General features: G+C 61.8%; 14 protein-coding genes and 1 pseudogene. 4 read left to right on the top strand and 11 right to left on the bottom strand.

From position 1 onward, the window contains the following. Positions 1-34: 34 nt before the first annotated feature. Genes CKJ85_RS07840 through rimM form a run of 3 tightly spaced genes read right to left on the bottom strand, consistent with a single transcriptional unit; the run spans position 35 to position 4,048 of the window. Positions 35-2,350 carry a Tex family protein gene (locus tag CKJ85_RS07840; protein ID WP_095553967.1) on the bottom strand — a complete coding sequence of 772 codons (2,316 nt, stop codon included), beginning with the start codon at positions 2,348-2,350 and terminating at the stop codon, positions 35-37. Next, positions 2,347-3,555: a tRNA (guanosine(37)-N1)-methyltransferase TrmD gene (trmD, locus tag CKJ85_RS07835; RefSeq protein WP_095553966.1), complete on the bottom strand. Its 1,209-nt coding sequence runs from the start codon at positions 3,553-3,555 to the stop codon at positions 2,347-2,349. The genes CKJ85_RS07840 and trmD overlap by 4 nt, the downstream gene beginning before the upstream one ends. Beyond that, complete coding sequence (gene rimM, locus CKJ85_RS07830) at positions 3,548-4,048, bottom strand: ribosome maturation factor RimM (protein WP_095553993.1); 501 nt, start codon at positions 4,046-4,048, stop codon at positions 3,548-3,550. The genes trmD and rimM overlap by 8 nt, the downstream gene beginning before the upstream one ends. Positions 4,049-4,227: 179 nt before the next feature. Between rimM and CKJ85_RS07820 the strand changes: the two genes are divergently transcribed. The 3 genes from CKJ85_RS07820 to istA all read left to right on the top strand — a co-directional run bounded on the left by CKJ85_RS07820 (position 4,228) and on the right by istA (position 9,534). After that, positions 4,228-6,450, top strand: a complete 2,223-nt coding sequence (locus CKJ85_RS07820) for a DUF6493 family protein (RefSeq protein ID WP_143340183.1) — start codon at positions 4,228-4,230, stop codon at positions 6,448-6,450. Then, positions 6,451-7,794, top strand: coding sequence for an SWIM zinc finger family protein (locus CKJ85_RS07815; RefSeq protein ID WP_095553963.1), 1,344 nt, complete (start codon positions 6,451-6,453; stop codon positions 7,792-7,794). It begins immediately after the preceding gene. Positions 7,795-8,076: 282 nt separating this feature from the next. Next, positions 8,077-9,534, top strand: coding sequence for an IS21 family transposase (istA, locus tag CKJ85_RS07810; protein WP_233126999.1), 1,458 nt, complete (start codon positions 8,077-8,079; stop codon positions 9,532-9,534). Here istA and CKJ85_RS07805 read toward each other — a convergent pair. The 5 genes and pseudogenes from CKJ85_RS07805 to rpsP all read right to left on the bottom strand — a co-directional run bounded on the left by CKJ85_RS07805 (position 9,455) and on the right by rpsP (position 14,657). Next, on the bottom strand, positions 9,455-10,891 hold the full coding sequence (locus CKJ85_RS07805; protein ID WP_143340182.1) for a hypothetical protein: 1,437 nt from the start codon (positions 10,889-10,891) through the stop codon (positions 9,455-9,457). The two genes, istA and CKJ85_RS07805, sit on opposite strands and share 80 nt — an antisense overlap. Beyond that, a complete protein-coding gene (locus CKJ85_RS07800) occupies positions 10,824-11,480 on the bottom strand; it encodes an ABC transporter ATP-binding protein (protein WP_049157198.1) in 657 nt (218 codons plus the stop codon). The genes CKJ85_RS07805 and CKJ85_RS07800 overlap by 68 nt, the downstream gene beginning before the upstream one ends. A 105-nt stretch (positions 11,481-11,585) precedes the next feature. Continuing rightward, positions 11,586-12,814, bottom strand: a pseudogene (locus CKJ85_RS11885) (IS3 family transposase). A 710-nt stretch (positions 12,815-13,524) separates the two neighbouring features. Further along, complete coding sequence (locus CKJ85_RS07780; protein ID WP_095553959.1) at positions 13,525-13,911, bottom strand: hypothetical protein; 387 nt, start codon at positions 13,909-13,911, stop codon at positions 13,525-13,527. Positions 13,912-14,138: 227 nt separating this feature from the next. Beyond that, positions 14,139-14,657, bottom strand: coding sequence for a 30S ribosomal protein S16 (gene rpsP / locus CKJ85_RS07775; RefSeq protein ID WP_095277491.1), 519 nt, complete (start codon positions 14,655-14,657; stop codon positions 14,139-14,141). Between the two features lie 357 nt (positions 14,658-15,014). Between rpsP and CKJ85_RS07770 the strand changes: the two genes are divergently transcribed. Continuing rightward, positions 15,015-17,327 carry an acyltransferase family protein gene (locus tag CKJ85_RS07770; protein WP_095553958.1) on the top strand — a complete coding sequence of 771 codons (2,313 nt, stop codon included), beginning with the start codon at positions 15,015-15,017 and terminating at the stop codon, positions 17,325-17,327. Between the two features lie 27 nt (positions 17,328-17,354). Here the strand turns inward: CKJ85_RS07770 and CKJ85_RS07765 are convergent, their stop codons facing one another. The 3 genes from CKJ85_RS07765 to ftsY all read right to left on the bottom strand — a co-directional run bounded on the left by CKJ85_RS07765 (position 17,355) and on the right by ftsY (position 24,778). Next, positions 17,355-21,386 (bottom strand): hypothetical protein, encoded by a 4,032-nt coding sequence (locus CKJ85_RS07765; protein WP_143340181.1) that lies wholly within the window; start codon positions 21,384-21,386, stop codon positions 17,355-17,357. A 46-nt stretch (positions 21,387-21,432) separates the two neighbouring features. Next, positions 21,433-23,067 (bottom strand): signal recognition particle protein, encoded by a 1,635-nt coding sequence (gene ffh / locus CKJ85_RS07760; RefSeq protein ID WP_095553956.1) that lies wholly within the window; start codon positions 23,065-23,067, stop codon positions 21,433-21,435. A gap of 106 nt (positions 23,068-23,173) precedes the next feature. Continuing rightward, positions 23,174-24,778: a signal recognition particle-docking protein FtsY gene (gene ftsY / locus CKJ85_RS07755; protein ID WP_095553955.1), complete on the bottom strand. Its 1,605-nt coding sequence runs from the start codon at positions 24,776-24,778 to the stop codon at positions 23,174-23,176. Positions 24,779-24,810 lie beyond the last annotated feature (32 nt).

Below are 24,810 nucleotides of genomic sequence, written 5' to 3'. Positions count from 1 at the left end.
TACAACAACTCGAGAAAGCTTACATAAGCCCGGGTCATTTACCAAATCCCGCTCGCTTCAGCGCGTCCGCCATCGACCCGCCTTGGGCCCGCTTATCGACGCCACCGCGCCCCCTCCCACCGCGACGCTGCTTCCCGCCCCGCTGCTGCTTGCCGCCGGGCTTTCCGGCGGGCTTGCCGCCGCCGCGCTTGGGGTCCTGCCCGGGTTCGTCGTCAAGCCTCAAGCTCAGGCCGATGCGCTGACGCTCAACGTCGACCTCCATGACCTTCACCTTGACCACCTCGCCGGAGCGCACCACGTCGTGCGGGTCCGAGACGAACTGCTTGCTCATCGCGGAGACGTGGACCAGGCCGTCCTGGTGCACCCCGACGTCAACGAACGCGCCAAACGCGGCGACGTTGGTCACGGTGCCCTCGAGGATCATGCCCGGGGTCAAGTCGCTGACCTTGTTCACGCCTTCCTTAAACGTGGCCGTCTTGAACTCCGGGCGCGGGTCGCGGCCCGGCTTATCCAGCTCGGCGATGATGTCGGTCACGGTGGGCACGCCGAAGGTCTCGTCGGCGAAGTCGGCGGGCTTGAGCTTGGTCAGCACGGCACTGTTGCCGATGAGCCCCTTGGTGTCCAGCCCAGTCGCCGCGGCAATCCGCTCGACCACCGGGTACGCCTCGGGGTGCACCGCCGACGCGTCGAGGGGGTTCGCGGCGCCCTGCACGCGCAAAAAGCCAGCGGACTGCTCGAACGCCTTCGGGCCCAGGCGCGGCACCTTGCCGAGCTCCTTGCGCGAGGTGAAGGAGCCGTGCTCGTCGCGGTAGGCCACGATGTTCTTCGCAATGGTGGCGCTCACCCCCGCCACGCGCTCGAGCAGCGGTGCGGATGCCGTGTTGAGATCCACGCCGACCGAGTTCACCGCGTCCTCGACCACCGCGTCCAGCGTGCGGGCGAGCGCAGCCTGGTTCACGTCGTGCTGGTACTGGCCCACGCCGATGGACTTCGGGTCGACCTTCACCAGCTCCGCGAGCGGGTCCTGCAGGCGCCGCGCGATGGAGACGGCAGAGCGCAGGGAAACGTCCGTGTCCGGGAACTCCTCGGCCGCAATCGGGCTCGCAGAGTAGACGGACGCGCCGGACTCGGAGACCACGACCGGGGTCGGGCGCTGCCCGCCTGCCTGGGCGATAAGATCCGCGACCTCGCCGGCGAGCTTTTCGGACTCGCGGCTCGCGGTACCGTTGCCCACCGCGATGAGCTCCACACCGTGTTGCGCACACAGCGTGGACAGGGTCTGCACCGCCTGCTGCCACTGGTTCTGCGGCTGGTGCGGGTAGACGATCGTCGTGTCGAGGACCTTGCCGGTGCCGTCGATGACCGCGCACTTCACGCCGTTGCGATACCCCGGGTCCAGGGCGAGGGTGGACCGCTGGCCCGCCGGGGCGGCCAGCAGCACGTCGCGCAGGTTCGTCTTGAAGATCTCGAGGGCACCCTCTTCCGCTTTCTCCTTCAAACGCACGCGGGTATCCAGGTTTGCGGAGACCTGCAGTTTCGTGCGCCACCCCCACTTCACTGCCTTGGCCAGCCACTCGCTGTCTTTCACCGGCAGGTCGAAGCGCTCGGCGATCATGCCCTCGTAGACGGACTCGTCGCCCGCATCCAGATCCAGTGTGAGCACGCCTTCGTTCTCGCCGCGCAGCAGCGCCAGGATGCGGTGCGACGGCAGGGATTCGAACGGCTCGTTGAAGTCGAAGTAGTCCTTAAACTTAGCGCCTTCGGCTTCTTTGCCTTCCACGACGCCAGAGCGCATCGTGCCTGTGGTGTAGAGGCGCTCGCGGACCTCGCCGACCAGGTCGGCGTCGGTAGCAAACCTGTCCACCAGGATGGCGCGGGCCCCGTCGAGCGCCGACTTGGTGTCCTCGAAGCCCTCGCAGAGGAACTTTTCGGCCAGGATTGCGGGGTCGGACGTGGGAGCGTCGATAAGCAACTGCTCGAGCTCCTCAAGGCCTGCCTCGCGCGCAATATCCGCCTTGGTCTTGCGGCGCTTCTTGTACGGGAGGTAGAGGTCCTCCACGCGGGCCTTCGTATCGGCGTCGAGGATCGCGCGCTTGAGCTCGTCGGTGAGCTTGCCCTGCTCCTCGATCGCCTCGATGACCGCCTGCTTGCGCTCCTCGAGCTCCACGAGGTAGGTGTGGCGCTCCTCGATGTGGCGCAGCTGCGCGTCGTCGAGGCCGCCCGTGGCCTCCTTGCGGTAGCGGGCAATGAACGGGACCGTGTTGCCCTCGGCGAGCAGCTTCAGCGCCGCCTCGACCTGGGATGGTTGTACGTTGAGTTCTGTCGCGATGGTCGCTGCGAGAGATGTCATTCGTGTGAGTCTAGCGACCGCGTCGTGCCCACCCACTGGGTACCCCGCGGCAGCGCGGCTACCACAGCCTTGGTCGCCTCGGCGTTGCTCAGCGTGGTGCGGCCGGTGATCTCGAGCTGGCACAGCGGCTCTGCGGGCGCGCGCCCGTGCTCCTGCTCGTAGACCTGCTCGAGCATCGACGGCTCGAAGCAGGCGGGGCCCGAGCGCTCGGTGAGCGTGGCGTCGTCAATGCGGTAACCGGCTTTGGCGAGCTCGCGGCGCAAACGCTTTCGCACCTTGGACCAGCTGCGGGGGTCGAGGAGGACATCGAGGCCGGTGATCACTGGGCGGGAATCGAGGTAAAAGGTGTCCTCGTCGGTGAGCTCGTCGCGCGCGCGGGCTTGGGCGACAAGGTCCGGGCGTATCGCCTGCGTGCGGGCGAGCGATGCTTGCCGACGCCACCGCTCCACCTTGCCGTGATCGCCGGAAAAGAGCACCTCTGGGGCATCGATCCCGCGCCAGCTGCGCGGCTTGGTATAGCTGGGGGCCTCGAGCAGCCCGTCGGAGAAGCTGTCGTCCTCGTGGCTCTGGGTGTTGCCCAGCACGCCCGGGATGAGCCGGGTGACCGCTTCCGCGATCACAAGCGTGGCGACCTCGCCACCGATGAGCACGTAGTCTCCGATGGACACCTCTCGCACGCGGTAGCGCTGCGCCGCGTCCTCAAAGACGCGCTGGTCTATCCCCTCGTAGCGCCCGCACGCGACAACGATGTGGCGCTCGCGCGACCACGCCTGCGCGTCCGCTTGTGTAAAGGGCGCACCCGCCGGGGTGGGCACGAGCAGCAGCGGGGCGTCCGGGTCCTCGCCGTCGCGGACGTCGCGCGCGTCGTACGGCCGCGGGGCGACGTCGTTTCGCTGGTCGTGGCGCACCTTATCGTTCCTGTGCGCCGCCGCGGTCGTGAGCTCATCCGTATTGGAGGTGCCCGCGGCGACCGCGTCTAGCGCCGGGCCCCACACGTCCGGCTTCATCACCATGCCGGGGCCACCGCCAAGTGGCGGGGCGTCCACGGACTTGTGATTTCCCTGCCCCCAGTCGCGCAGATTGTGCACGCCGACCTGCAGGATTCCTTGCTCGATGGCCTTGCCCAACAGCGCGTGGCGCAGCGGTTCCAGGTATTCGGGGAAGATGGTGACGACGTCGAGGCGGAGCTGGGGTGTGCTAAACATCGAGCAGCCCCTCCGGCGGGGTGATAGTCAGGTAGCCCTGCTCCAGGTCCACCTCCGGGACGATGTCCATGACGAAGGGAATGAGCACTTCCCTGCCCTGGTAGTCCACTTCGAGGATCTTGCGGTTCGGGGTGTCCATGACACCGGTGACCTCGCCAATGCGTGCCTTATCCATGCGCACTTCGAGGCCTATGAGCTCGTAGTCGTAGTAGCCGTCCTCCTCCGCGTCGTGCTCGAGTGGTTCGGCGTAAAACTTCATGCCGCGAAGGCTGTCGGCGGCAGTGCGGTCGGGGACCTCCTCAAAGCTAACCAAGAGGCGCTTTTGATGTGGACGCACCGTCTTCACTGTCAGCCGCTGCTCTTTACCAGCTTGGCGGCCTGTGAGCACTGCCCCGGCAACAATGTGGTCTTCGGATTCCTCCGTCAATAACTCCACGGCAACCTCACCCCGAATACCGTGGGATTTCACTACGCGACCGATAAGCATTTCCATGAAGCACAAGGCTACCAGCGGCGAATGGGGCGACTCCGCCGAGATCAAGCAACGTGGGCTGCCTCTTGTGGCTCCAGGATGTGCGACATAGCGAAGCCATTGAAGGTATACGTAATCTGTGTCACGATGCCGGGCAAGAAGCTGCCGCCGCACCAACCTCGACCGCTTAAGGACGCAACGTGAACTACTTTGAGCAACTCTCCAAAGAGCAAGCCGACAAAGATCATTGGATGACCGTCAAGTGGTGGTGCCCCGGCATGACCTTGGAAGAAGCCTACGAGACGATTCGCACCCTTCCGATCGACCCTAATTATCTCATCGAGAACCCAACGCAGCCCGAGCAAGAGGGGTGGAACCAATTCAGAGGTGACACATTCATCCAGATTCGCCTGCGCGAGCTGTTTGAGGGCTACACGATCGAGCACGGCGACCCATACTTTATTGGGTTGATGGGGCAGGCCGGCTTCGAGCGCGACTTTCTCCTCTGGCACGACGCCGAGCTCCGGGAAGCACTCATTTGGCCCCTCTTTTCCCTCGGCGGCACCCAGGAAGTCAGCTTCACCACCATGGAGAAGAAATACTGGCCCGGCTGGGCAAAATCGCTTGCTGCGCTGGTAAGCGAAGGAATGCTGGACCGCGACCGGTTGCTCGATGAGATGCTCAAAGCACTGAACCGAGGGTTTCCCGCCCACCGCGTTCGCTGGTTTACCCAGCATTACGAGGATTTCGCACCGAGCGAGGAGGAAACCACGAAGCGCCAACACCTGCTGATCGCTGCGATGGGTTCGGGCGTGGGCTCTACAACTACGTTTGCAGTCAAACAGCTCTCTCACCTATCGGAGTTGGATGCAGACGGGTTTGTTGCCGCCGCTGCCCACGCCCTGAGTGGTTCAAAGGCGACTGCCATCACGGCGCTGAAAATGCTGGAGAAGATCTCGGCCGAGCGTGAAGACCTGGCCGCGGGGATCGCCATCGCTGCGCAAACCGGCCTCTACCATGCGAAGGACGAGGTCGTACGCCGCAGCGCCGCACTCCTTCGCACGCTGAACAGGGCCGAGCTTATCGACGCCGCCCGTGACACCCTGTCCCCAGTTATGGCACTCGAATTGTTCGGGCCCCAAGATCTCAGCAGCACAACAGCCCCCGAAGTGCCTTCCGCATCGTTAGCGCAGCGCGTTGAGGCACAGCCTGTCACCCCGTGGACGGACGAGGACGCCCTGTTTCGCACCCGCGAGTTGCTCGCCACGCCCGACGCGGTGGGCTTTGCGCTACTCCTTGCCTGGCTGGCTGAAACCGGGCCGCGGGCGTTGGAGATTCTCAAACCGGTGCTGCCGAACGACGGCCCCGCGTCTTTTGTCACCGATGCGCGATGGCTGTTGGCACAATGCCGCTGCTCTCCTGCCGAGGTGAAAGAAGCCAACGCGTTTAGGCTGAAAACTGATCTGAGTAGGGAATCGCTGTTGCGAGTCGTTGCCATCGTGCATGGGCTCCAGCCCACGCGCACGTTGCTCTCGACGCCGACGGACACTTTCGGTCGCGTAGACAACACGGAATTCGCCCGCCGACTTGCCACATACCCAAACCGCGATGACATCTGGCACGACGATGCGCTCCTCGCTCACTTGCGGTTGGTGGACTACCAGGACGACAACATCGGTTACGTGCCTGTGCAGGGAGTGCGAGCTGGCTGTGACTGCATCCTGTGGACTCCGCCTGAAGACCGATGCACCCAGTGCGGCGCAAGCCGCGTGTGGGTACGCACCGAACAAGGGTGGAAAGACCGGAGCGCAAAGCGCGAGGAGGCGCTGCCGTTTCTGGTTTCCAGCCCGTACAGCGCAACCCACTTACCGGCCGAACGCGCAATCGTCGCCCCGAGCTGTGTGGATGCCTACACCCACGACATGGAGGAAGACCTTGATGGAGGGTTGTCGAGCCACCCAGAGAAGCAAGACCCCGGCATCGTTGACGTACTGACCTGGCACCCAGGCACATGGTCTCGGCACACCGCCAGGTTCCTGGGCAAGGCCATGGCGAATGTTGATCCCGAAATGCGCGCAATCGCTGCGGAGCTTGTGGCAACGAGGCTCCCGGAAGCCATCGAGGCGGACACCACTGCGCGCGAATGGGCACAGATAGACAACGTCATCCTTGGCCGTTGGGCGGCCTCGCTTGCCGACGCTGCAACGCTCAACCCAACCTACGTCCGTGGCGTCCTTGCACACCTCCTGCCCCAGCTGGACCATAAGACACGCGACCTCAGCAAGCTCATCGAGCTTTTCCGTAACGTGCGACTCGACACCGGCCCGCGAGAACTCGACGCTGCGCTGTGCGAATGGCTTGACGCCTTCAGCGGCAAATCAAAGGCAGCGCAGGCAGCGGCGGCGCTGCGCAAGGAGGCATAGATGCACTACACGTACACCCGCCCATCCGCCATGACTGACCAGGGCCTCGAGCTTGCCACCAGTGGCGGCACGCGTTTCCACGCAGACGAGCCGCACTTCTTCAGCGGGTTCGTGGAAAACCCGCATATCGTCGCCCGCGGGGTGCTTACCGTCGCAGACTACGCCGCAAAACGCTTCTACACGCCCGTGAATACCGCGGCGGTCGCCGCACTTGACCCGGTGGTCACCTCCACCCCAGAAGGTCTGCGGTTCGAATCTTTCTCCGGCTGCTGCAGCGCTTATGCCCGCTTGGATGTCACAGATCTTGACGCACAGTCCCACCAGTCGGGCGTGACCAACGTGGACATCAACACCCCGCTGCGCGAAGCGCTTGCGACTGTCACACCGGGCTCGCCACTCCACCTCACCATTGCCGATGACGCGCTGCACGTCACGACGATGGACAACGCCCTGGAGGAGAAAAAGGTCAACCTACCGTTGCGGTGGGTGAAAGGGCTTGCAGAATCGCAGCGTCTGAGCTCCACCATGACGTTGCAGCAGGAGCTTACGGGACCGGAGGCAACAAAGTTCATCGCCTCACTGCCGGGGACATCTACACCGAAGTCCGTGCCGTGGGCTACACCAGCCTTACGGGGCTTGCGCCTGGCATCGAGGCCGTCGAAGGGTGCGGTGTGTTTGCCCGGACCGGAACGTTTGAAACCACTCGTCCCCATTCTGCCGTATGTGACCAAACTGTCGGCATACAGCACGGAGCGTGACGGCTCTTCGCAGCCGAGGTCTTCCGCATGGGTTGTTGAGCTGCCCGGTGCGCGGTTCACAGTCGTGCTCAGCCCGATGAAGACCCGCGGCTTTTCCGGTGAGGGCTCATTACTGATGTCCCTGAGCAGCCGACGCGCAGCCGATGATGCTGACCTTATTTCCGCGGTTCTGGCGTTCGATCCCCACATTGACATCTCCCACCTCGCGGCGGAAACCGGACTCACCCCAGACCGAATTGAAGACGCACTCCAAGTCCTTGCATCAACCGGTCAGGTTGGCTACGACCTCAGCCTGGGCGCATATTTTCACCGCCCGCTGCCGCTTGACCCGAATGTGGTAGGTAAGCTCAACACTCGCCTTAGCCATGCCGAGGAGCTCTTGGCCGGCAACGCAGTTACCCCTCTCGGCGGGCACAACGACGAATTCGCGGTGTGCTCCGGACCCAATACATACACGGTGAGGCTCGATGACGACGCCTCTGCGTTTGCGTGCACCTGTTTCTGGTTTGCGAAGCACAAAGACAGCCGCGGCCCGTGCAAACACGTGCTGGCCGCGCGGGCGTTTCGTGATAGTGCTCGTGAGTAACCATAGATAAGCAAGTTGTCCTGGAGCACCGCAGCTGTCAGTGTGATTTCGGCTGCGATTTCGTGCCCCTTGTCAAACACCCGAGAGTAGAGGCGCATACTGCGACGCAGTTGGTTGGAAAAGAGTGTTGCCCCGCATCTGTTGCGACCGGCTATTTGGTAGCAGTGTCGTGACTATCCGGTAGCGCTTCAGTGAGTATCCGGTAGCAGCTCAGCGCGCTCGGGATGATACTTCCGGTAGCCGCACCACTCGGGTGCGGCGCGTACTGGAAGGAGTCCGCTAATGACGGATTACCGTGCGGTGATGACGCTGCTTTTAGGGAAGCGTTCTTACCGCCAGATTGAAGACCAGCTCGGGTGCTCGCACCGCGCGATTTCCCGAGCAAACCAAGCGCTGCGAACCCTTGGCCTGACCACTGCCCAGCAGGTCGCGGCGCTGACGAATGACGAGCTGGACGAGATATTCGTTGATAAACGCACCAGCGGGCAAGGCGAATTCGTCCCGATTGACTTTGACGCGGTCGTCAAAGCCCGCACAGGGCGTACGAAGCAAACACTGCAAGTATTGTGGGCTCGCTACACCACCACCCCCGCCCAGCCGGGCCAGCGGCACTACAGCTACGACCGGTTCCGCCAGCTGGTTGCCTCCCATGTCGATGCGGCCGGGCTTACCGCCCGGATCACCCATGCGCCAGGGCATACGATGCAGGTGGATTGGGCAGGGACCAAGATGCGCCTGTACGACCCTGCGGGCACACAGGGTGAAAAAATCAGCATTTTCGTCGCCTCGCTGCCGTATTCAGGGATGCTGTTTGCCTGTGCATGTGTTGACCAGCGGCAACAGTCCTGGCTTGATGCCCACCGTCAAGCGTTTGACTACTTCGGCGGGGTCTGCCAGGTTGTTGTCCCCGATAACGCGTCGACGGCGTCGAACGCGATCAGCACTGCAGATAGGAACCGGAACGTCAACGACACCTACCAGCAGTTCTTAGAGCACTACAACACAGCAGCACTTCCCACACGCGCGCGTCGGCCGAAGGACAAAGCGAATGTAGAAGCTGCGGTAAAAATCGTCACGCACAAAATCATCCACGCACTCGAAGGCCACCAGTGTGTTGACTTAGACGAGCTCAACGGAAAGATTGTGGGCGTAGTCGACGCGATCAACACCTCCGTGCCGTTTCGCAGTCAGCAGTCAAGCCGCAGAGACCTCTTTGAAACACACGAACAGCATCTCCTTGCTGACCTGCCGACAACCCCGTGGCAACACACCGAGTGGAAGCGCGCGAAAGTGGCCCCAGATTTCCATATCACGGTTGCAACCGTGCGCTACTCCGTCCCACACCAGCTTGTTGGCCGCACTGTCGATGTACGCATCACCGGGCAAGTCTTAACCGTCTTTGACCAGGGGACAACCGTGGCAACCCACCAGGTTTCGCATAAGCGTGGGGCCTATGTCACCGACTGCGAGCACATTCCATCTGGAATGGACTCAACCCGTGGACTGTGGACAAGCGACTACTTTTATCGCGAAGCCAGCAAAACCGGCCCGGCAACACGCAAGGTCATCGGAAGAAGAGAGTGTCTGATGCAGCGGCTGAAGAAGTGGTTGCATTCTCTAGCCACTCGCAGACGACCAGCCGAAGAGAAACATGCTTCACTTAGTTCCTCGATCGGTGGTCAGCGATGTACTTGTGGTGAAGGAACTTCCAAAGGGAGTAAAAGAGCCCGAACAGGATGAAAGATAAATAGAGTGCCCCGGCTAATAATAGCGAGACCATCATTGACAGCCCGGCGATTGCAAATTTTATCGACGAACCAAGAACTATCACATGAATGATCGAGCTGACCAGTGCGAATATAGCTGCAATTCCGAGGCTGACGCACATAAACAGAAATGGTAGACCTGCGAATCTGACAAGATAGATCACCGAGACAGGAAACCCAACTTTATTAAGTCGGTCAGTTGTAATCGTGACCTGATCTACAGCCATCAGAAATGATGCGATCGACAATATTCCTACAAAGAACAGGGGCAAACCAAGCATGACAAGAAAATCCCAGTTCTGGATTCCCCCACCCACTTGATTCAATGCGTCAGCCTCTGTGTGTGAAACTGAAAGGACAATAGCTGGAATGCCCAGTACGTAGGACAACGGCAAGACGATAGACTTCGTCATATTATGAAGCTCTGCAGAGAATGCGCCCAGTACAGCTATCCCGGGAATGACACCAGCCAATCGGGTTGTACCTTTCTCTATCGCTCTGACGATGTGCAGAATAAAACGGTTACATAGCCAAAACAAGGCAGATACCATAGCTAGAATGACAAAAAGTCCTGCTTGAGCACCAGCCTGGACCGCTATTACAAGAAAGACGACGGGCAGCGTGGCGGCCAAGTCTCCCCATCGCAGCCTATTGAGCCCGTCAATTGAAACACGTACAGGCTTCGCTCCCGATGCCTGAGTCTTCTGCTTCAAGGCGTAACCAATGAACGTGATAATGCCGACAATGATAACGCTAACAGTGATTATGAGCGTAGCCATCAAAATTGAATTCAGCGATATCGGCTCAAAAAGCTGACCAGGGTACAACAAATCGTCAGAGTCCCGACGGGAAATCAGCATCACTAACCGCTGAAAGAGTACAGCTACAGGATAAGAAAGTAAGATAGCCAAGACTTCGATGAATAGGAGCTGTGCGATGAGCATGACAAGGTACCGTCGAGCCGGCCATCCCACAATTTGTAGACAACCGATGAAATAGTCAAGTTTGGTAAACGCTCGACTCACTATCTGCGGAATGCAGAAAATCGAAGCAATCGTCCAGGAGATAGCAACATTTGTCGCCACATTCACCGTGACAGCCTCACCCACTGCCGTACCTTCAGTCGCGGCTCGGGTATTAAGAACAGCTGCAAGTACGCCGATTGAAAAACCGATAGCTACCGCAGCTGCAACATTGGGACCTAACGACGCTCGAAAATACGATTTTGTAACTTTAAGCGAGATTGCTTGATCGCGATTGGGATTATCCATTGATTGTCCCGCCGTCCAAACGAACAATACGATCACATAGCTTTGCAATGACCGGATCATGGGTAACGATTAGACCGTGTCCCCCCTGTGAACCGCACCAATTTTTGATTTCACCAAAAGCCCGATGTGCGTTCTTTTCGTCCAAGCTCCCTGTCGGCTCATCGGCGAATAACAACTTTGGGCCACTAGCCAAGGCCCGCGCGATTGCTGCCCGCTGTGCTTGTCCACCTGAGACTTCTTCAGGCAGAGAGTTCCTTTCTGTTCCAATAGCCAAGCTGTCTAAAACTGTTTTGGGGGAGATCCCCTTCGGCTTACCCGACAAGGCCCAAGACAACTCCGCGTTCTCAAGCAGGTTTAATCCCGGAATCAATAGGTGGTCTTGGAAAACTATTGATACAGAATCCCTTAGATGTTTGCGCACCTTTCGTTTTGGCAGGCCCGATATCTGGATTCCATCAAGCACGCTCTTACCTTCGGATAACCGCCCAATGCCAGCGAGTCCATTAAGCAAAGTGGTCTTGCCTGACCCAGATGGCCCCATGAGGGCTACCACTTCGCCATTCGCAATCGAGAAGTTCACATTCCGGAATAGCCAATCCTTCCTGTTCTGCACCGTGAATTGAAATCCAGCGTCAATAACCTCAAACATCTACCGGTCCTTTATTTTAGGAATAAAATTTATCAAGAATGCCATGCCAATGATTCTCTTAAACCGATCAACATCTGAAGCGTCCTGGGGTTAATTCCGCTTCCTTTACGGCCCCGTACTGACGGGCTGCGTGAGATAGTACTCGGTTTCTACTTCCTGTGGGGTGGCGTAGCCCAATGCTTCGTGAAGTCGCTTAGTGTTCCACCAATGCACCCACCGCAAGGTGGCCAGTTCAACTTCCCCGACCGACGTCCACGGACCTTGAGCATGAATCAGTTCCGCCTTGTAGAGACCGTTGACGGTCTCCGCCAATGCGTTGTCATAGGAGTCGCCGACTGTTCCGACACTCGGGCGGATTCCGGATTCAGCTAGTGCGGTGGAATACTTCAGTGACACATACTGGCTGCCCCGATCGCTGTGGTGAATGAGCTGGTTTCCATGAATTCGCCCTGCAGTCGTTAACGCATGCTCCAAAGCCTCCATCGTCAGCGCGTCGGTGCGCATTGTCGAGCGTGTAGCGACACCAACAATTTTTTCGGCTGAAGACATCCACGACAAACGCGGTGTAGGCGAATCCTGACAGGGTGCGAACGTAGGTAATGTCGGCAACCCAAAGCCTGCCTGGCGCTTGTGCACGAAAGTCTCGCTGCACTAGGTCCGGGCGATGATCCGGTGTCTTCGGGCTAATCGTTGTCACAGGGGTTCGTCCACGTCGGCGGCCGGAAACACCTGCGAGTTTCATCAACCGGGCAGTCTTATCGCGGCCAATATGAAAGCCTTCACGGTTCATCGCGTGCCACATTTTGCGGATGCCGTAGACCGAGAAATTCTCCGCATGCACACGCTGTATCTCTTCGGATGAGCAGGCTATCGCTTAAGGCCCTTGCACTGGGAACACGTGTGGTGGCTTTCCGGTAGCCGCGTGAAGTAATGAATCCACGATCTGCTTGTTTAAGGACTCGGCAGATGGCCCAGGCCCCAAATTGATCTTTGTACGCGTCGATGTAGGAGATCATTTGGTCGTGGGTCGGTCGAGTTCCGCTGCGAAAAAAGCCGAAGCAGTCTTGAGGATTCCGTTTGCTCGTTTCAGCTCACGGTTTTCGCGGCGCAGACGCCCCAAGCTCTTCTTCCATTGTTTCGCCGCCTGAAGCGTCAGAATTATCGCGTACTGAAGCGCTGTCACGGTACCAAGCCCGCAACGTGTGGTGGGATACTCCAAGCAGCTCACCGACCTCCGTGTAGGCGCGTTGCAGTGAGCAAGACTCCAGGCGGACCATTCCGATGATCTGATGGACCGCCTTCTCCTTGAACTCGACGGAATACTTTCTGGGCATAGTGCCAATCCTTCCTTAGCAGAGGTAGGAACTAAACCCAGGACGCTTCAATCCCATGGCGTATTGGCATGTCCCCCGGAAACATGTAGTTGGATAGGGTCTTCGCGCAGATTCAAGCCGAAGCGGAGCTGGTCCCTGTTACTAATACGTGAATCGTACATAGATGAAAATGGCAAGATTGGTAGGTCTTTTTGAGCGACTTCGAAGCCTTTTCTGAGCAAACGTCGGGAAGAGAATGGCAACCTTTGTAAAATATGTTGATTATCAAGGTCTGACAAATATGAGGAACCCTTTGCTGAGATGCATCGATCAAATATCAGGCCCGAATAGGCGGTTCGCTCCTTAGCGATCGACAGAATAAGGGGCACCGAACCAGCAGAGTCGGTGCTAGCAACCACCCGACCTTTGGTCGCAAAATGTTTTGAAATGCAGCTCAAATCATCGGCATAGTCTGCGAGACAGTCTCGTGGCTGAGGCAAAAGCAGCTCCCGAACCCTAAGTAGATTCGAGCCTTCAAACGTAGTTGTGGCGTCTGCAACTCGTTGGCCATAAACCCCATACGAGTGCACTAAGTACGTGTCACAATCATTGTTGACAGAATCTGCTGTGAAAATCTCAACATCACAGATGCTAGATGAGTGTGCCGCATCCCCTGAGGCGGGGCAACGTCGGGCTCATGATGAGCCCCTAGTTAGGCCGCAAGGATTGGCTTACTTCTTTTCAGAGGAGCCTTCCTGCTGCTTCGAGGAGCTGTCCCCCTTCGAGGAACCAGCCTTATCCTGCTCCTTGTTCGAAGAACCAGCGTAGGTATTACCAGAAGATCCTTTCAGCTCCAAATCCTTGACAGAGCTACCACCATCAGGCGAGCAGTTGTCGTAAATCAGCGTACCGGCCAGGATGCCAGCGGCAATCAGCGCCAGACCACCAGCAACAGTAGCCAGATCAGCACCAAACTTACCCAGCTGCTGATTGACAGCATCAACCTGCGCAGCCAACTGCGGGTTGAACAGACCAGCTTGCTGCTGGATCTGCGTATTGGCAGCCTGGATCTGGGCATTCGCCTGAGCAATAAGGTCAGACAAGCCCGGGATCTGCATCTGAGTAGCCCAACAAATTGGGATCAGCGCCAGCAGCGGCAGGCTAAAGCCACAGCCGTCGCAGCACGCCTACCAGCATTAATACCAATCTTCGCGGTCGCCTCGTTACCAGCACCATCAGTTGCAGTCACCGCATCACCCGGATACATCACATACAGCGCATGAGAAACCCCGCTGCATCAGCATTTATGCCAGTACAGCGGGGTTTGCTCGCGGTAGAGGAAAGTTTAGTTCTCCTCGGACTCCTCAGCCTTCTCCTCGGAGGACTCGGAAGCTTCCTCGGACTCAGCCTTCTCGGCAGCCTCGGCGGCGGCAGCGGCCTCAGCCTCGGCAGCAGCCTTGGCTTCCTCCTCTTCCTTCGCCTTCTTGCGCTTCTCTGTGATGGCCTCGGCGGTCGGGCCGTTGTTGGCTTCCTCGAGCGCTTCGTTGAACAGCTCGAGCTTGGACTTCTTCTCCGGAGCGACCTTCAGGGTGCCCTCGGCGCCCTCTTCACCCTTGTGCTTCTGCCAGTCACCGGTGACCTTCAGCAGAGCGAGGACCGGCTCGGTCGGCTGCGCGCCAACGCCCAGCCAGTACTGAGCGCGCTCGGAGTCGATGCGGATGAGCGACGGCTCTTCCTTCGGGTGGTAGATGCCAATGTTCTCGATGACGCGCCCGTCACGACGGGTGCGGGAGTCAGCGATGACAACACGGTACTGTGCGTTGCGGATCTTACCCACACGCTGCAGCTTGATCTTGACAGCCATGAAAAACTTCCTTTTCGGTCACTGGGCAGTGCAGACACCCGCCACTTGTCGGCGAGCCGGTTCAACCCTTCTTCTTTACCCTGCGCGTGACTGGCCGGCCGACCGCCGCGCTCCCGACCTTCCGGGGCGCGGACCAGACGGGTCCGGCGCGTACGCAGATTGTGCTGTCCCCTGGGGCGGCAAACCACCAGGCAACCCCACTTACATTACCCGGTTGAGTCACATACACCAAAACGAAGTACCACGCCCAACGGGGCCAAGTTTTTTCAAATCGGGCAGTTGAGCCGGTAATGTCTTCAGCGAATTGAACCGAATAGTACCAAAATTTTCATGATGTTGTAGGGGTTTTACGGGCTTATGGGCGAAGGAACGGCGCAGCAGTCACTTACGGCGCGGCAGGCGCAGCAGTCTCCTGGCGCGCACCCCCGCCCGCGCCCCTCGTCCTACCGCGTGGACATCGACGGCCTTCGCGGATACGCAATTGCGCTCGTCGTGCTCTTCCACGTCTTCGTCGGCCGCGTATCCGGCGGCGTGGACGTGTTCCTCCTGCTCTCCGGCTACTTCTTCTTGGGCGGCCAGCTGCGCTACGCGCTGCGTCCGAACCCCAACCTCAATCCTTGGTGGCCGCTCTGGCGCACCATTCGTAGGTTGATCCCCGCGCTCGTCGTCGTCATCCTGGCGGTTCTCATCGCGGTGCATTACCTCACCCCGGAGCTCATGAGCGACGAGCTCGCGGCCCAGTTCACCGCGTCGATGCTCTACTACCAGAACTGGGAGCTTATGGCGCAGGACGCGGACTACGCGGCCGCCAGCCAGGACACGTCGCCGCTGCAGCATTTGTGGTCAATGGCAGTCCAGGGGCAGTTCTATCTCTTTGGCATCCTGTTCGGCACGCTCATCGCTGTCTTGATTACCAAGTGCAAGCTGCCACGCACGCTCGCCCGCCGCGGCGCAGTGATCGTACTCGCACTCATCACCGTCGCCTCCTTCGCGTGGGCGTCCCGCTTCGGGTTTATCGGCACCGGCGCGAACTACTACTCCACGTTCTCCCGCGCCTGGGAGCTCTCGCTCGGCGCGCTCCTCGCGTTCGTCCCGCGCTCGCGCTTCTTCCCGCAGCGCTTTGCCTGGTTGACGTCGGCGCTTGGCGTCGTGTGCATCACGATTACGGGCGCCGTGGTTGCCAATTCGCTCGCGTTCCCGGGCCCAGTCGCGCTGCTCCCCCTCGTGGGCGCCGCGCTGGTGATCCTCAGCGGCAATGACAACCCGATTTCCGCGGTCCTCGCGTCCAAGCCGATGACCTGGCTGGGCGGCATCGCCTACTCGCTGTATCTCTGGCACTGGCCGCTGCTCATCATCGTCACCGTCATCGGCGGCTTTGGCACCCCGCCGGCCTGGGTGGGCACGATTGTCATCATCGTCTCTCTCGCCCTCGCACACGTCACCCACGAGCTGCTTGAGGAGCCCCTCCGTCAGCACCGGAAGCGCCCGACCGCCACGGACACGCCGCTTCTCGACGCCCGCAGGTCACTCCGCACCCCCGCCGGTGCAGCCCGCGCCGTCGGTGGCGTGATTGTCACCTGCTTGGTCGCCGCTACCTTTACGATTCAACCGCTGTGGAACCAGAAGGTCCAGGAGGCGGAAAAGCCGCTCAATGACACCTTCTACCCCGGCGCCTTGGCGCTGGCGGGGGCGAACGTTCCTGACGTGCCCCCACAGCCGGACCCGAACCTCATCTCCGGTGTCTACCCGCCCGCCGGTACCGACGGCTGCATGGTGTTCCAGAACCAGGACGCCGACACCATGCCGCGCCCCGACTGCGTGTACGGCAACCCAGAGGCGAACACGACGGTAGTCATGGTGGGCGGCTCCCACATCGAGCCGTACGTGATCCCCTTTGACCGCCTGGGCAAGGAACACGGATTCAAGGTGATCCCGTACGTCCGTCAGACGTGCCCGCTCATCCTGGACGCCGCGGAGAGCGGCGAGCTCGTCTCCCAGGTCTGCCAGGAGTGGAGCGTCAACGCGTTCAACGAGATCGTCAACCTGGACCCGGATCTGGTGGTCTCCACCTCCACGCGCCCGGAAGGCCACGCGGGAGACGTGACGGTGTCCGTGGACCATGTCCCGGACTCGTACCTCAACCTGTGGGACGAGCTCGCCGCCAATGACCTGCCCTTCTTGGGATTCCGCGACAACCCGTGGATCTTTGACATCTTCGGGGAGATCATGGACCCGAACATCTGCGTCGTCGGCGGCCACACCGAGGAGGAGTGCTCCATGGCCACCAAGGACGTCTACGCCCACGTCGACCCGGCCGCCGAGTACCTCGACGGCTCGCGTAACCAGTTCAGCGTGGACACCGCCGGGTGGTTCTGCGACGCCGAACTGTGCCGCCCCCAGATCGGCAACGTGTACGTCTACCGCGACCAGAACCATATCTCGAACGCGTACATGGCCACGCTGACGCCGCTGGTGTGGCAGGAGCTGCGCCGGGTCTTTGACACGCTGGACATCGCCTACACGCAACCCGAGCCGGGGCAAGACGGCGAGGGCGCAGCAGGCGCGCCACCCACGGAGTACGTCATCCCGCCGCTGTTCCCCGACCCAAACGCGCACGTCCCCGTCGGCGACGGGGAGGCACCGGAGGTGCCGATGGTGGGGCGCGAGTAGGCGTCGATAAGCAGCCCGCTCGGGGCGTTAGCGCGCTTTACGACGCTTCCACCCCAGCGCCACAAACGCCTGGCGATCGCCCGCAACGTAGTGCTCGGCGAGCGCGAGGGCCTCGGCGAGGCTGCTCGTCTTGCGCTGGAAATTCTCAATCTGCCCGAAGTCGTGGCCCCACCCGACCACGAACCGGCTGCGAAGCGCGCCGCTGTCATTGATCACCAAGACGTAGTCGCCCTCCACAACGGAATCCATCACTTGGATGAAGTCGCCCTTTGTGGGCAACTCCACCCGGCGCAGCGCGTCCAGGTTCTCCGGGTCGAGCGGCACGGGTTCGAAGAGGTTTGACTGCATCTGGAAGCGGGAAGGCGCACCCGGCGCCCGCGTGGCGCTGTGCCACTGGGCCGCTTCGACCACCGCAGCCGGCGACCGCGCCATTGTGGCGTAGAGGTGCAGCACATCCGGTTCAGCGAGTCCCTCGACCGAGTACACAATGCTGCCTGGGATTTCGTACGTGGCGGAATAGCCGCCCGGGGCCTCACGGATGGTGAGCCAGTAGTACTGCAGGTCCGGCTCCGAACGGCCCGAGTCGAGCGTAATGCTGGCCGCGACCACGAGCTCGTCCGCGCGGGACAAAAGCTGCAACCCCTGCGCGAACGCGGGAACGGTGGCGTCGACCCAGAACTGGACGATCGTGTTGTTCGCACCGAGCGTCAATCCGCTGAGCGGCGTCTCCTCGCCTCCGGTGGCGTTGTAGAAGACGTGCGCCCCGTTGAGCACGACCGAGACCGCGTACTGGGGCGCAAGGCGCACGATGTCCGCGAGGACTCCGTCGAGCGCGGCCTTGGGCACCCACGCACGCGTCATCGCGCGAAGCCCGACCTCGTTGCCGGCGCGCCCGCGGATCGCACCGGGTGCCGGCTGCGCTTGCAGCAGCTCGGTGAAGAAGGCCTTGAGCTCGGCGGGTGCGTCCTCGGCGGTGTCCGCGTGCATCCGGTGGAAGTGCCGGACCGATGCATCGGTCCATGCCTGGGCTCGCTGCGGGAGGATCATGGCAGAGATCTCCGTGAGCTCGTTGTCCCACAGCGACCGTGTTCGAACCGGGGCGTCCTGGCCGAAGAGCGCTTCTGCCTGCGCGTCGTCCGCCGTCAGGTAGGTGTGGACGAACGCCACCAGGTCGGCGCCGCTGGAAAACTCACGGGTCACAGTTGAAAACGGTGCGGTTTCCAGCGTGGCTACCCATCGGCCGTTGCCGGCGCGCCCGTATTCCAGGGCGCCACCTGGGCCGTCGTGGAGCCGCACGAGTGTGCCTTCCGGCAGATTGAGCACCGCGTCGAGCCGACGCAGAGGGAGCTCGCTGCGCTCCCCAGCGCTCGTGGCAAAGTGGGCGTCTGTCGGCGCGGCCTCGCTCCATTTAAGGCGGCCGAGCAGCGGACTCCGGTCCGCAAACGCCAGGAGCAGCTCGCGCGCCTGGGCGTAGCCTGCCACCTGGCGGGTGAGGAAGCGGTACTCGCCGGAGTCTCCTCCGTTCACGTGGCGCCAGCGGAGGGTCCACGTGCCGTCGGCGTCGAGGCGTGCGGCCATCGCTTCCGGGCCCTCGGCGTACACCTCGACCCACGCGCCGATGGGGTCGGGCACGCGCAGCGCGTCCTCAAAGGCCACATCAATAGTGCGCTCGCACACCTGCTGCCACAGGGTGCCGATGCTATTGCGAAGCCCCGCGAAGCCGACCTCGTGCATTTCCACCCCGGTTCCGTTGACCAGCAACCCGGAGTCTGCCTGAAACACCAGGGCGCGGAGCTGAAATGCAAGGTCGACGACACGGTTAAACACCTGGGGATCGTCCATCTGCGCATCGATGGTGAGCACGCGCTGCGCCTTCACGTCGTGCCCCAGCAGGTGCGCAAGCGCACCCGCGAGACCCTCCATCGATGCGTCCTGTTCCTCGAACTGCTCCTGGTCCGCGAAAAACTCCTGCACGTGCCGATGGTGGTGTGCGAGCACGCTGGTCGATGGACGGAGCACGTACAGGCGCTCCGGCGCCCCGTACCGTTGCCCGCCTGGCGCCCCTTCGTCCCCCACGATCCAGTCAAGTGCGCGCATGAGCTCCCGGTTATCCTCCACGTACATCCGGAAGACTTCGTACGCTCGGTTGATGTCGCGGGTGAGCACGTGCCCGCGCTCGACGGCGCCATTGTTATACCCCCACTCCACTCGGTACCATCCATGGGCATCGTGGCGGAACACGCGGCAATAGTCTTCGGGGCTACGGTTGTCAGTCACTCCGATCCAGTCGCCGACGCCCGCTGTGGCAAACGCCTCCTGGTAGGTGGCCAACGCCTCGTCGCTGTACAACGTCGTCGAGTCACCGGAGTTGGAGCCGAGCATGTACGGACGCCGCGGCAAGGCCAGGTCCGCGGTCCGCACCGATTCCCAGTGCACTGAGTCAATAATGTCGTGTGGAGACTCCGCGGCGTTCAAGAACACGACCGCGACTTCGTATTGCGAAAGCCCTGCGACGGCCCGCATGCTCCAACCGGGCCCGTAGGCCTTCAGCAGAAACGAGCCATGATCCGCGTCCTGAGGGATCGCGAGGAGCACCAGCCGCTGGTCGGGACGCTCGAGCGACTCGACGGTCAGTCGCAGCTGCCAATGGCTGAAGTGCACCATCGACGCTTCCATGAAGGCAGCCGGTGACACCGATACCCACCGATGCACGCACTTGTCGCCGTCAAACAGCTCAAGGGTGCACCGCACGTCGCCTCCAGCTGCGGCGCCTGAGGGGTTGACCAACACTTGTACACCGTCAAGCACCAGCGACACCCCGTAGCGCTGCGCGAGGTTGCCCAGCCGGTCGAGGGTCCGCACCGAGCCACGCCGGCGGACAGAAATCGTCGATACGGCATGCGCTTCCACGCTGTTTTGCTCAAGCGCGAGCGTATGCGGTGCCTGCTGATTCACCTGCGCAATGAATGCCGCCATCGCCCCCTCTGCCACACCGTTGTGTGTGTCCCGCACGCGGTGCATCTCGCGTATCGACGAATTCGCCCACCTCGCCGCGCGTTCCGGAAGCACCATCGCCGTCACAGTGAGAGCGGCGGGCAATGCCATTTCAGACGACTCCGGGAAGTACTCGAGCAACGCCCCGAGCTCGTTGTTGACATAGGCTTCCGCAACCTCGAGGAGCTCGCCGGCGGTGTCGAAGGTGCGGCTCATACCGCCGTTCAAGGCGTGGCGCATCGTCGCGCGCCACTGCCCGTCGTGGTCCCGCCCAAATTCCAAAGAGAAATTGAGCCGGTCGTGCAGGCGCACCATGACGCCCGCCGGCAGGTCGCGGATCGCCCCGAACCGGCGCAACCTGTACTGGGAGCGTTGCACGAGGTCGCAGGTAGAGAGACGCGGGACGAAGTCGACGTTGGTCCACTCGTACTCACTGAGGGTCGGGCAATGATCCGCAAACGCGAGCAGGACGGCGCGGGCTTCCTCGTAAGTCGCAACCGTCAGGGTCCGTAGGTCGGAGTTGTCCTCGCGAACGGTCCACACGATTGTGAAACGGCCGTCGTCCAGGAGGTGCATGCGCATCCGGATACCAAACTCGGCAGTGCTATCGCCGAAGTTGTGCACTTGCACCCAGGTGTCCATGTCGGACGGCGCTCGAAGTGCATCCTCAAAAGCGCGGTCCAGAGTGCGCTCGCTCACCTGGCACCAGACTGTTGCGAGCGAGTTTGTCACCGCCGAAAATTCGGCGGTCGCACCATCGACGCCAGTGGCGTCGATGTACAGATCCGATTCCCCGATAAACGCCGAGACGCGATGCTTCAAGCACACGACAAAGAGGAAATTCAGCGAGTGGGCATCGAGACCGTTCACCGAGGCCGTTATGAGACGAGTCGGCGCGAACTCCTGCCGCAGCCCACGCGAAAGATCACGCGCAAACGCCTCCATCTCTGGATCGGGGAGCCGGCGCAGCGCGTCAACATCCGCACCCCTGAGAACCTTCGCCAATTGGTCGAAGCGAGACGTGACGACGCTATTTGTTCGCAGGAAGTGGAATGGGAACTCCATACCGCACAACCTACAGTGATATAGCGCACACCGCAGGGGGCGAGTGTTACTTCTTCTTCCCCATGCGCTTCATCGCTTCGCCGAAGTCGAGGTTGTCCAGGTCCATGCCGTCCATCCCCGGAGGAAGCTGCTCCTGCAGCTTCTTCAGCTCCTTCATGTCCGGCATGCCGCCGCCCATACCTGGCATCCCGGGCATGCCCGGCATCCCTGGCATCCCGCCGCCACCACCGCGTCGCTTCGGCGGCTTACGCTTGCCGTTCTTGCCCTTGCGGCCCTTCGGCTTCTTCTTGGTTGCCGAGCGGCCACCCGGCATCCCCGGCATACCCGGCATGCCACCGCCCATGCCGAACTGACCGGCCATTTTGCCCATCATCTTCTTCGCTTCAAAGAAGCGCTCCACCAGCTGGTTCACGTCGGAGACCTCGACGCCGGAGCCCTTGGCGATGCGCTTGCGTCGTGAAGCATTGAGGATCTTCGGATCCTCTCGCTCCGCCGGAGTCATGCCGCGGATGATGGCCTGGATGCGGTCGAGCTGCTTCTCGTCCACCATGTCGGCCATCTGGTTCATCTGCTTGCCGCCCGGCATCATCTTCAGCAGGTTGCCAATCGGCCCCATGCGCCGGATCATGAGCAGCTGGTTGAGGAAGTCCTCGAGTGTGAGCTCGCCGGAAGCCAACTTGGACGCCGCTTCCTCGGCGTCTTGCTCGTTATAGGTCTGCTCGGCCTGCTCGATCAGCGAGAGCAGGTCACCCATGCCGAGGATCCGGCTGGACATGCGGTCCGGGTGGAATACGTCAAAGTCGTCGAGCTTTTCGCCTGTCGACGCGAACAGGATCGGCTTGCCAGTCACCTCGCGGATCGAGAGCGCGGCACCGCCACGCGCGTCGCCGTCCAGCTTGGTCAGGACTACGCCGGTGAAATCGACGCCGTCGGCGAAGGCCTGCGCGGTGCTCACCGCGTCCTGGCCGATCATCGCGTCGATGACGAAAAGGACTTCGTCCGGGTTCACGGCGTCGCGAATGTTGCGCGCCTGCGTCATCAAGGTCTCGTCGATACCCAGGCGACCCGCGGTATCGATGATGACTACGTCGTGCTTCGTCTGCTTCGCGTGCTCGATACCCTGCTGCGCCACCGCGACCGGGTCGCCGTGGGAGGAACCCATCTCGTGCTCGTAGGAGTCGATGGACGTACCCGGGTCCGGCGCGAAGGTCTGCACGCCGGCGCGCTCGCCGACGATCTGCAGCTGCTGGACAGCGCCCGGGCGCTGCAGGTCACACGCCACCAGCATTGGGGTGTGCCCCTGCTTCGAAAGGTGGTTGGCCAGCTTACCGGCGAGCGTGGTCTTACCAGCGCCCTGCAGGCCCGCGAGCATGATGACGGTCGGCGGGTTCTTCGCCAGGTTCAGGCGACGGGTCTCCCCGCCCAGGATCGAGGTGAGCTCCTCGTCAACGATCTTGACAACCTGCTGCGCGGGGTTGAGCGCCTCGGACACGTCCGCACCGAGCGCGCGCTCCTTCACCCGCTTGATAAAGGCCTTGACGACGGTCAGGGAGACGTCCGCCTCGAGCAGGGCGAGGCGAATCTCACGCGTAGTCGCCTTGATGTCGTCCTCGGTGAGCTTGCCTTTTCCGCGCAAGCCACCGAGGGCATCTTGGAGGCGGTCGGACAGTGACTCGAACACGTCAGTACTCCTGTTCGCTTCGTCGATAAGCGTGCTAAAAGCGCTTGCTAAAAATGAACTCGTTCTAGCCTAGTGCCTGGGCGCGAAAGCCCAGAACTCAGCCGGTCTAGCCCAGCAGCGCGTCGACGAAGCTTTCCACCTCGAACGGCGCGAGGTCGTCCGCGCCCTCGCCCAGGCCGACGAGTTTGACGGGCACGCCGAGCTCCTCCTGGACCTGGAAGACGATGCCGCCCTTCGCCGTGCCGTCGAGCTTGGTCAAGACGACGCCGGTGATGTCGACGACCTCACGGAACACGCGCGCCTGTGCGATACCGTTTTGGCCGACGGTGGCGTCGAGCACGAGCAGCACCTCGTCGACGTTGCTCTTCTTCTCCACCACGCGCTTGACCTTGCCCAGCTGGTCCATGAGGTCGGTGGAGGTGTGCAGGCGTCCGGCGGTGTCAATGAGCACCACGTCCGCGCCCTCCTGCACGCCGGTCGCGACCGCGTCGAAGGCGACGGACGCTGGATCCGCGCCCTCCTTGCCGCGCACGGTGGAGGCGCCGACGCGGCGGCCCCAGGTTTCCAGCTGGTCGGCTGCGGCGGCGCGGAAGGTATCGGCGGCACCGAGGACCACGGAGTGGCCCATGGACACGAGCACGCGCGCGAGCTTGCCGGTGGTGGTGGTCTTGCCGGTGCCGTTCACGCCCGCAACCAGGATGACGGCGGGCTTGCCCTCGTTCGGCATCGCCTTGATGGAGCGGTCCATGTCCGGACGCGCGGCCTCGATGAGCGTCTCGCGCAGCATCGCGCGGGCCTCGGCCTCCGTGGACACGCCACGCTCCGCGATCTTTTCGCGCAGGTTCTCGGTGACCTTCATGGTCAGGTTCGCGCCGAGGTCCGCCATGATCAGCGTGTCCTCGATCTCCTCCCATGCGTCCTCGTCCAGGTCGCCCGCGGTGAGAATTCCCAGCAGACCCTGGCCGATCGCGTTCTGCGAACGCGACAGGCGCCCGCGCAGCTTGCCAATGCGCCCGGTCGCCGGCTCGATCTCGTCGAGCTCTTCCGCGGGGGCATCATGCTTCTCGACGACCACGTCATCACTCGGCTCAGCGCCCGCTTCACGAGCAGCGTCGGCGCTCTCGGCGGTCACAGCAGCGGCTTCGGCTGCCTCGGTGGCTTCGGTTTCTTGCTCGGTGGGTTCAGTCGGCTCGGTCGGCGCGACGTCCTCCGGGGCCACGACGGTCTCGGAGGTCTCCGGCTCGTCAGTATTCAGCACGACCGTCTCGTCGGTGTCGCTGGAGTCGCTGGGGTCGCTGGGATTGCTGGTGTCGCGGTCGGCGGCTTCCACCGGCGCCTCATTCTGTGCGGGCTCCTCCACCGGCTCCGCAACCGGCTCCTCCACCGGCTCCGCGACAGGCTCCGGGGTGGGAGCCGCTGCAGCCTTCGGCTCTTCCTTGGCTACTGGGGCCGCGGGTTCGTCGCGAAGCACTGGCTCCTTGACCGGCTCCTTCGCGGGCGCGTCGGGGGCGGCGGCGGGGGCAAAATTGAAACCACCCTTGGCCTGGTAATTGCCGGATTTCTCCTGCTGGGTGAGCTCCTTCGGCTCCTCCGTCTTTTCAAAGGAGACAGTCTTTTCTTCTTTCCTGCGGCGCCCGACCACGACGATGCCCACGATGATGAGGACAACGACGATGATCGCGACGATGATCCACAGTAGTGGCGAGTTCATTGCTAGTTCCATATCCATGGCACCCATAGTGC

The sequence above is a fragment of the Corynebacterium sp. NML 150383 genome (assembly GCF_002285085.1).
Taxonomy (GTDB): domain Bacteria; phylum Actinomycetota; class Actinomycetes; order Mycobacteriales; family Mycobacteriaceae; genus Corynebacterium; species Corynebacterium gottingense.
The sequence above is the reverse complement of the archived record's forward strand: the minus strand, read 5'-3'. Positions and strand labels throughout refer to the sequence as shown.

Coding starts and splice junctions, on each gene's coding strand:
- CKJ85_RS07800 (WP_049157198.1), bottom strand. CDS start 11,480: ATGTTTGAGGTTATTGACGCTGGATTTCAATTCACGGTGCAGAACAGG.
- rpsP (WP_095277491.1), bottom strand. CDS start 14,657: ATGGCTGTCAAGATCAAGCTGCAGCGTGTGGGTAAGATCCGCAACGCA.
- ftsY (WP_095553955.1), bottom strand. CDS start 24,778: ATGAACTCGCCACTACTGTGGATCATCGTCGCGATCATCGTCGTTGTC.
- CKJ85_RS07765 (WP_143340181.1), bottom strand. CDS start 21,386: ATGGAGTTCCCATTCCACTTCCTGCGAACAAATAGCGTCGTCACGTCT.
- CKJ85_RS07780 (WP_095553959.1), bottom strand. CDS start 13,911: ATGCAGATCCCGGGCTTGTCTGACCTTATTGCTCAGGCGAATGCCCAG.
- CKJ85_RS07815 (WP_095553963.1), top strand. CDS start 6,451: ATGCACTACACGTACACCCGCCCATCCGCCATGACTGACCAGGGCCTC.
- trmD (WP_095553966.1), bottom strand. CDS start 3,555: ATGTTTAGCACACCCCAGCTCCGCCTCGACGTCGTCACCATCTTCCCC.
- rimM (WP_095553993.1), bottom strand. CDS start 4,048: ATGGAAATGCTTATCGGTCGCGTAGTGAAATCCCACGGTATTCGGGGT.
- CKJ85_RS07770 (WP_095553958.1), top strand. CDS start 15,015: ATGGGCGAAGGAACGGCGCAGCAGTCACTTACGGCGCGGCAGGCGCAG.
- CKJ85_RS07840 (WP_095553967.1), bottom strand. CDS start 2,350: ATGACATCTCTCGCAGCGACCATCGCGACAGAACTCAACGTACAACCA.
- istA (WP_233126999.1), top strand. CDS start 8,077: ATGACGGATTACCGTGCGGTGATGACGCTGCTTTTAGGGAAGCGTTCT.
- CKJ85_RS07805 (WP_143340182.1), bottom strand. CDS start 10,891: ATGATCCGGTCATTGCAAAGCTATGTGATCGTATTGTTCGTTTGGACG.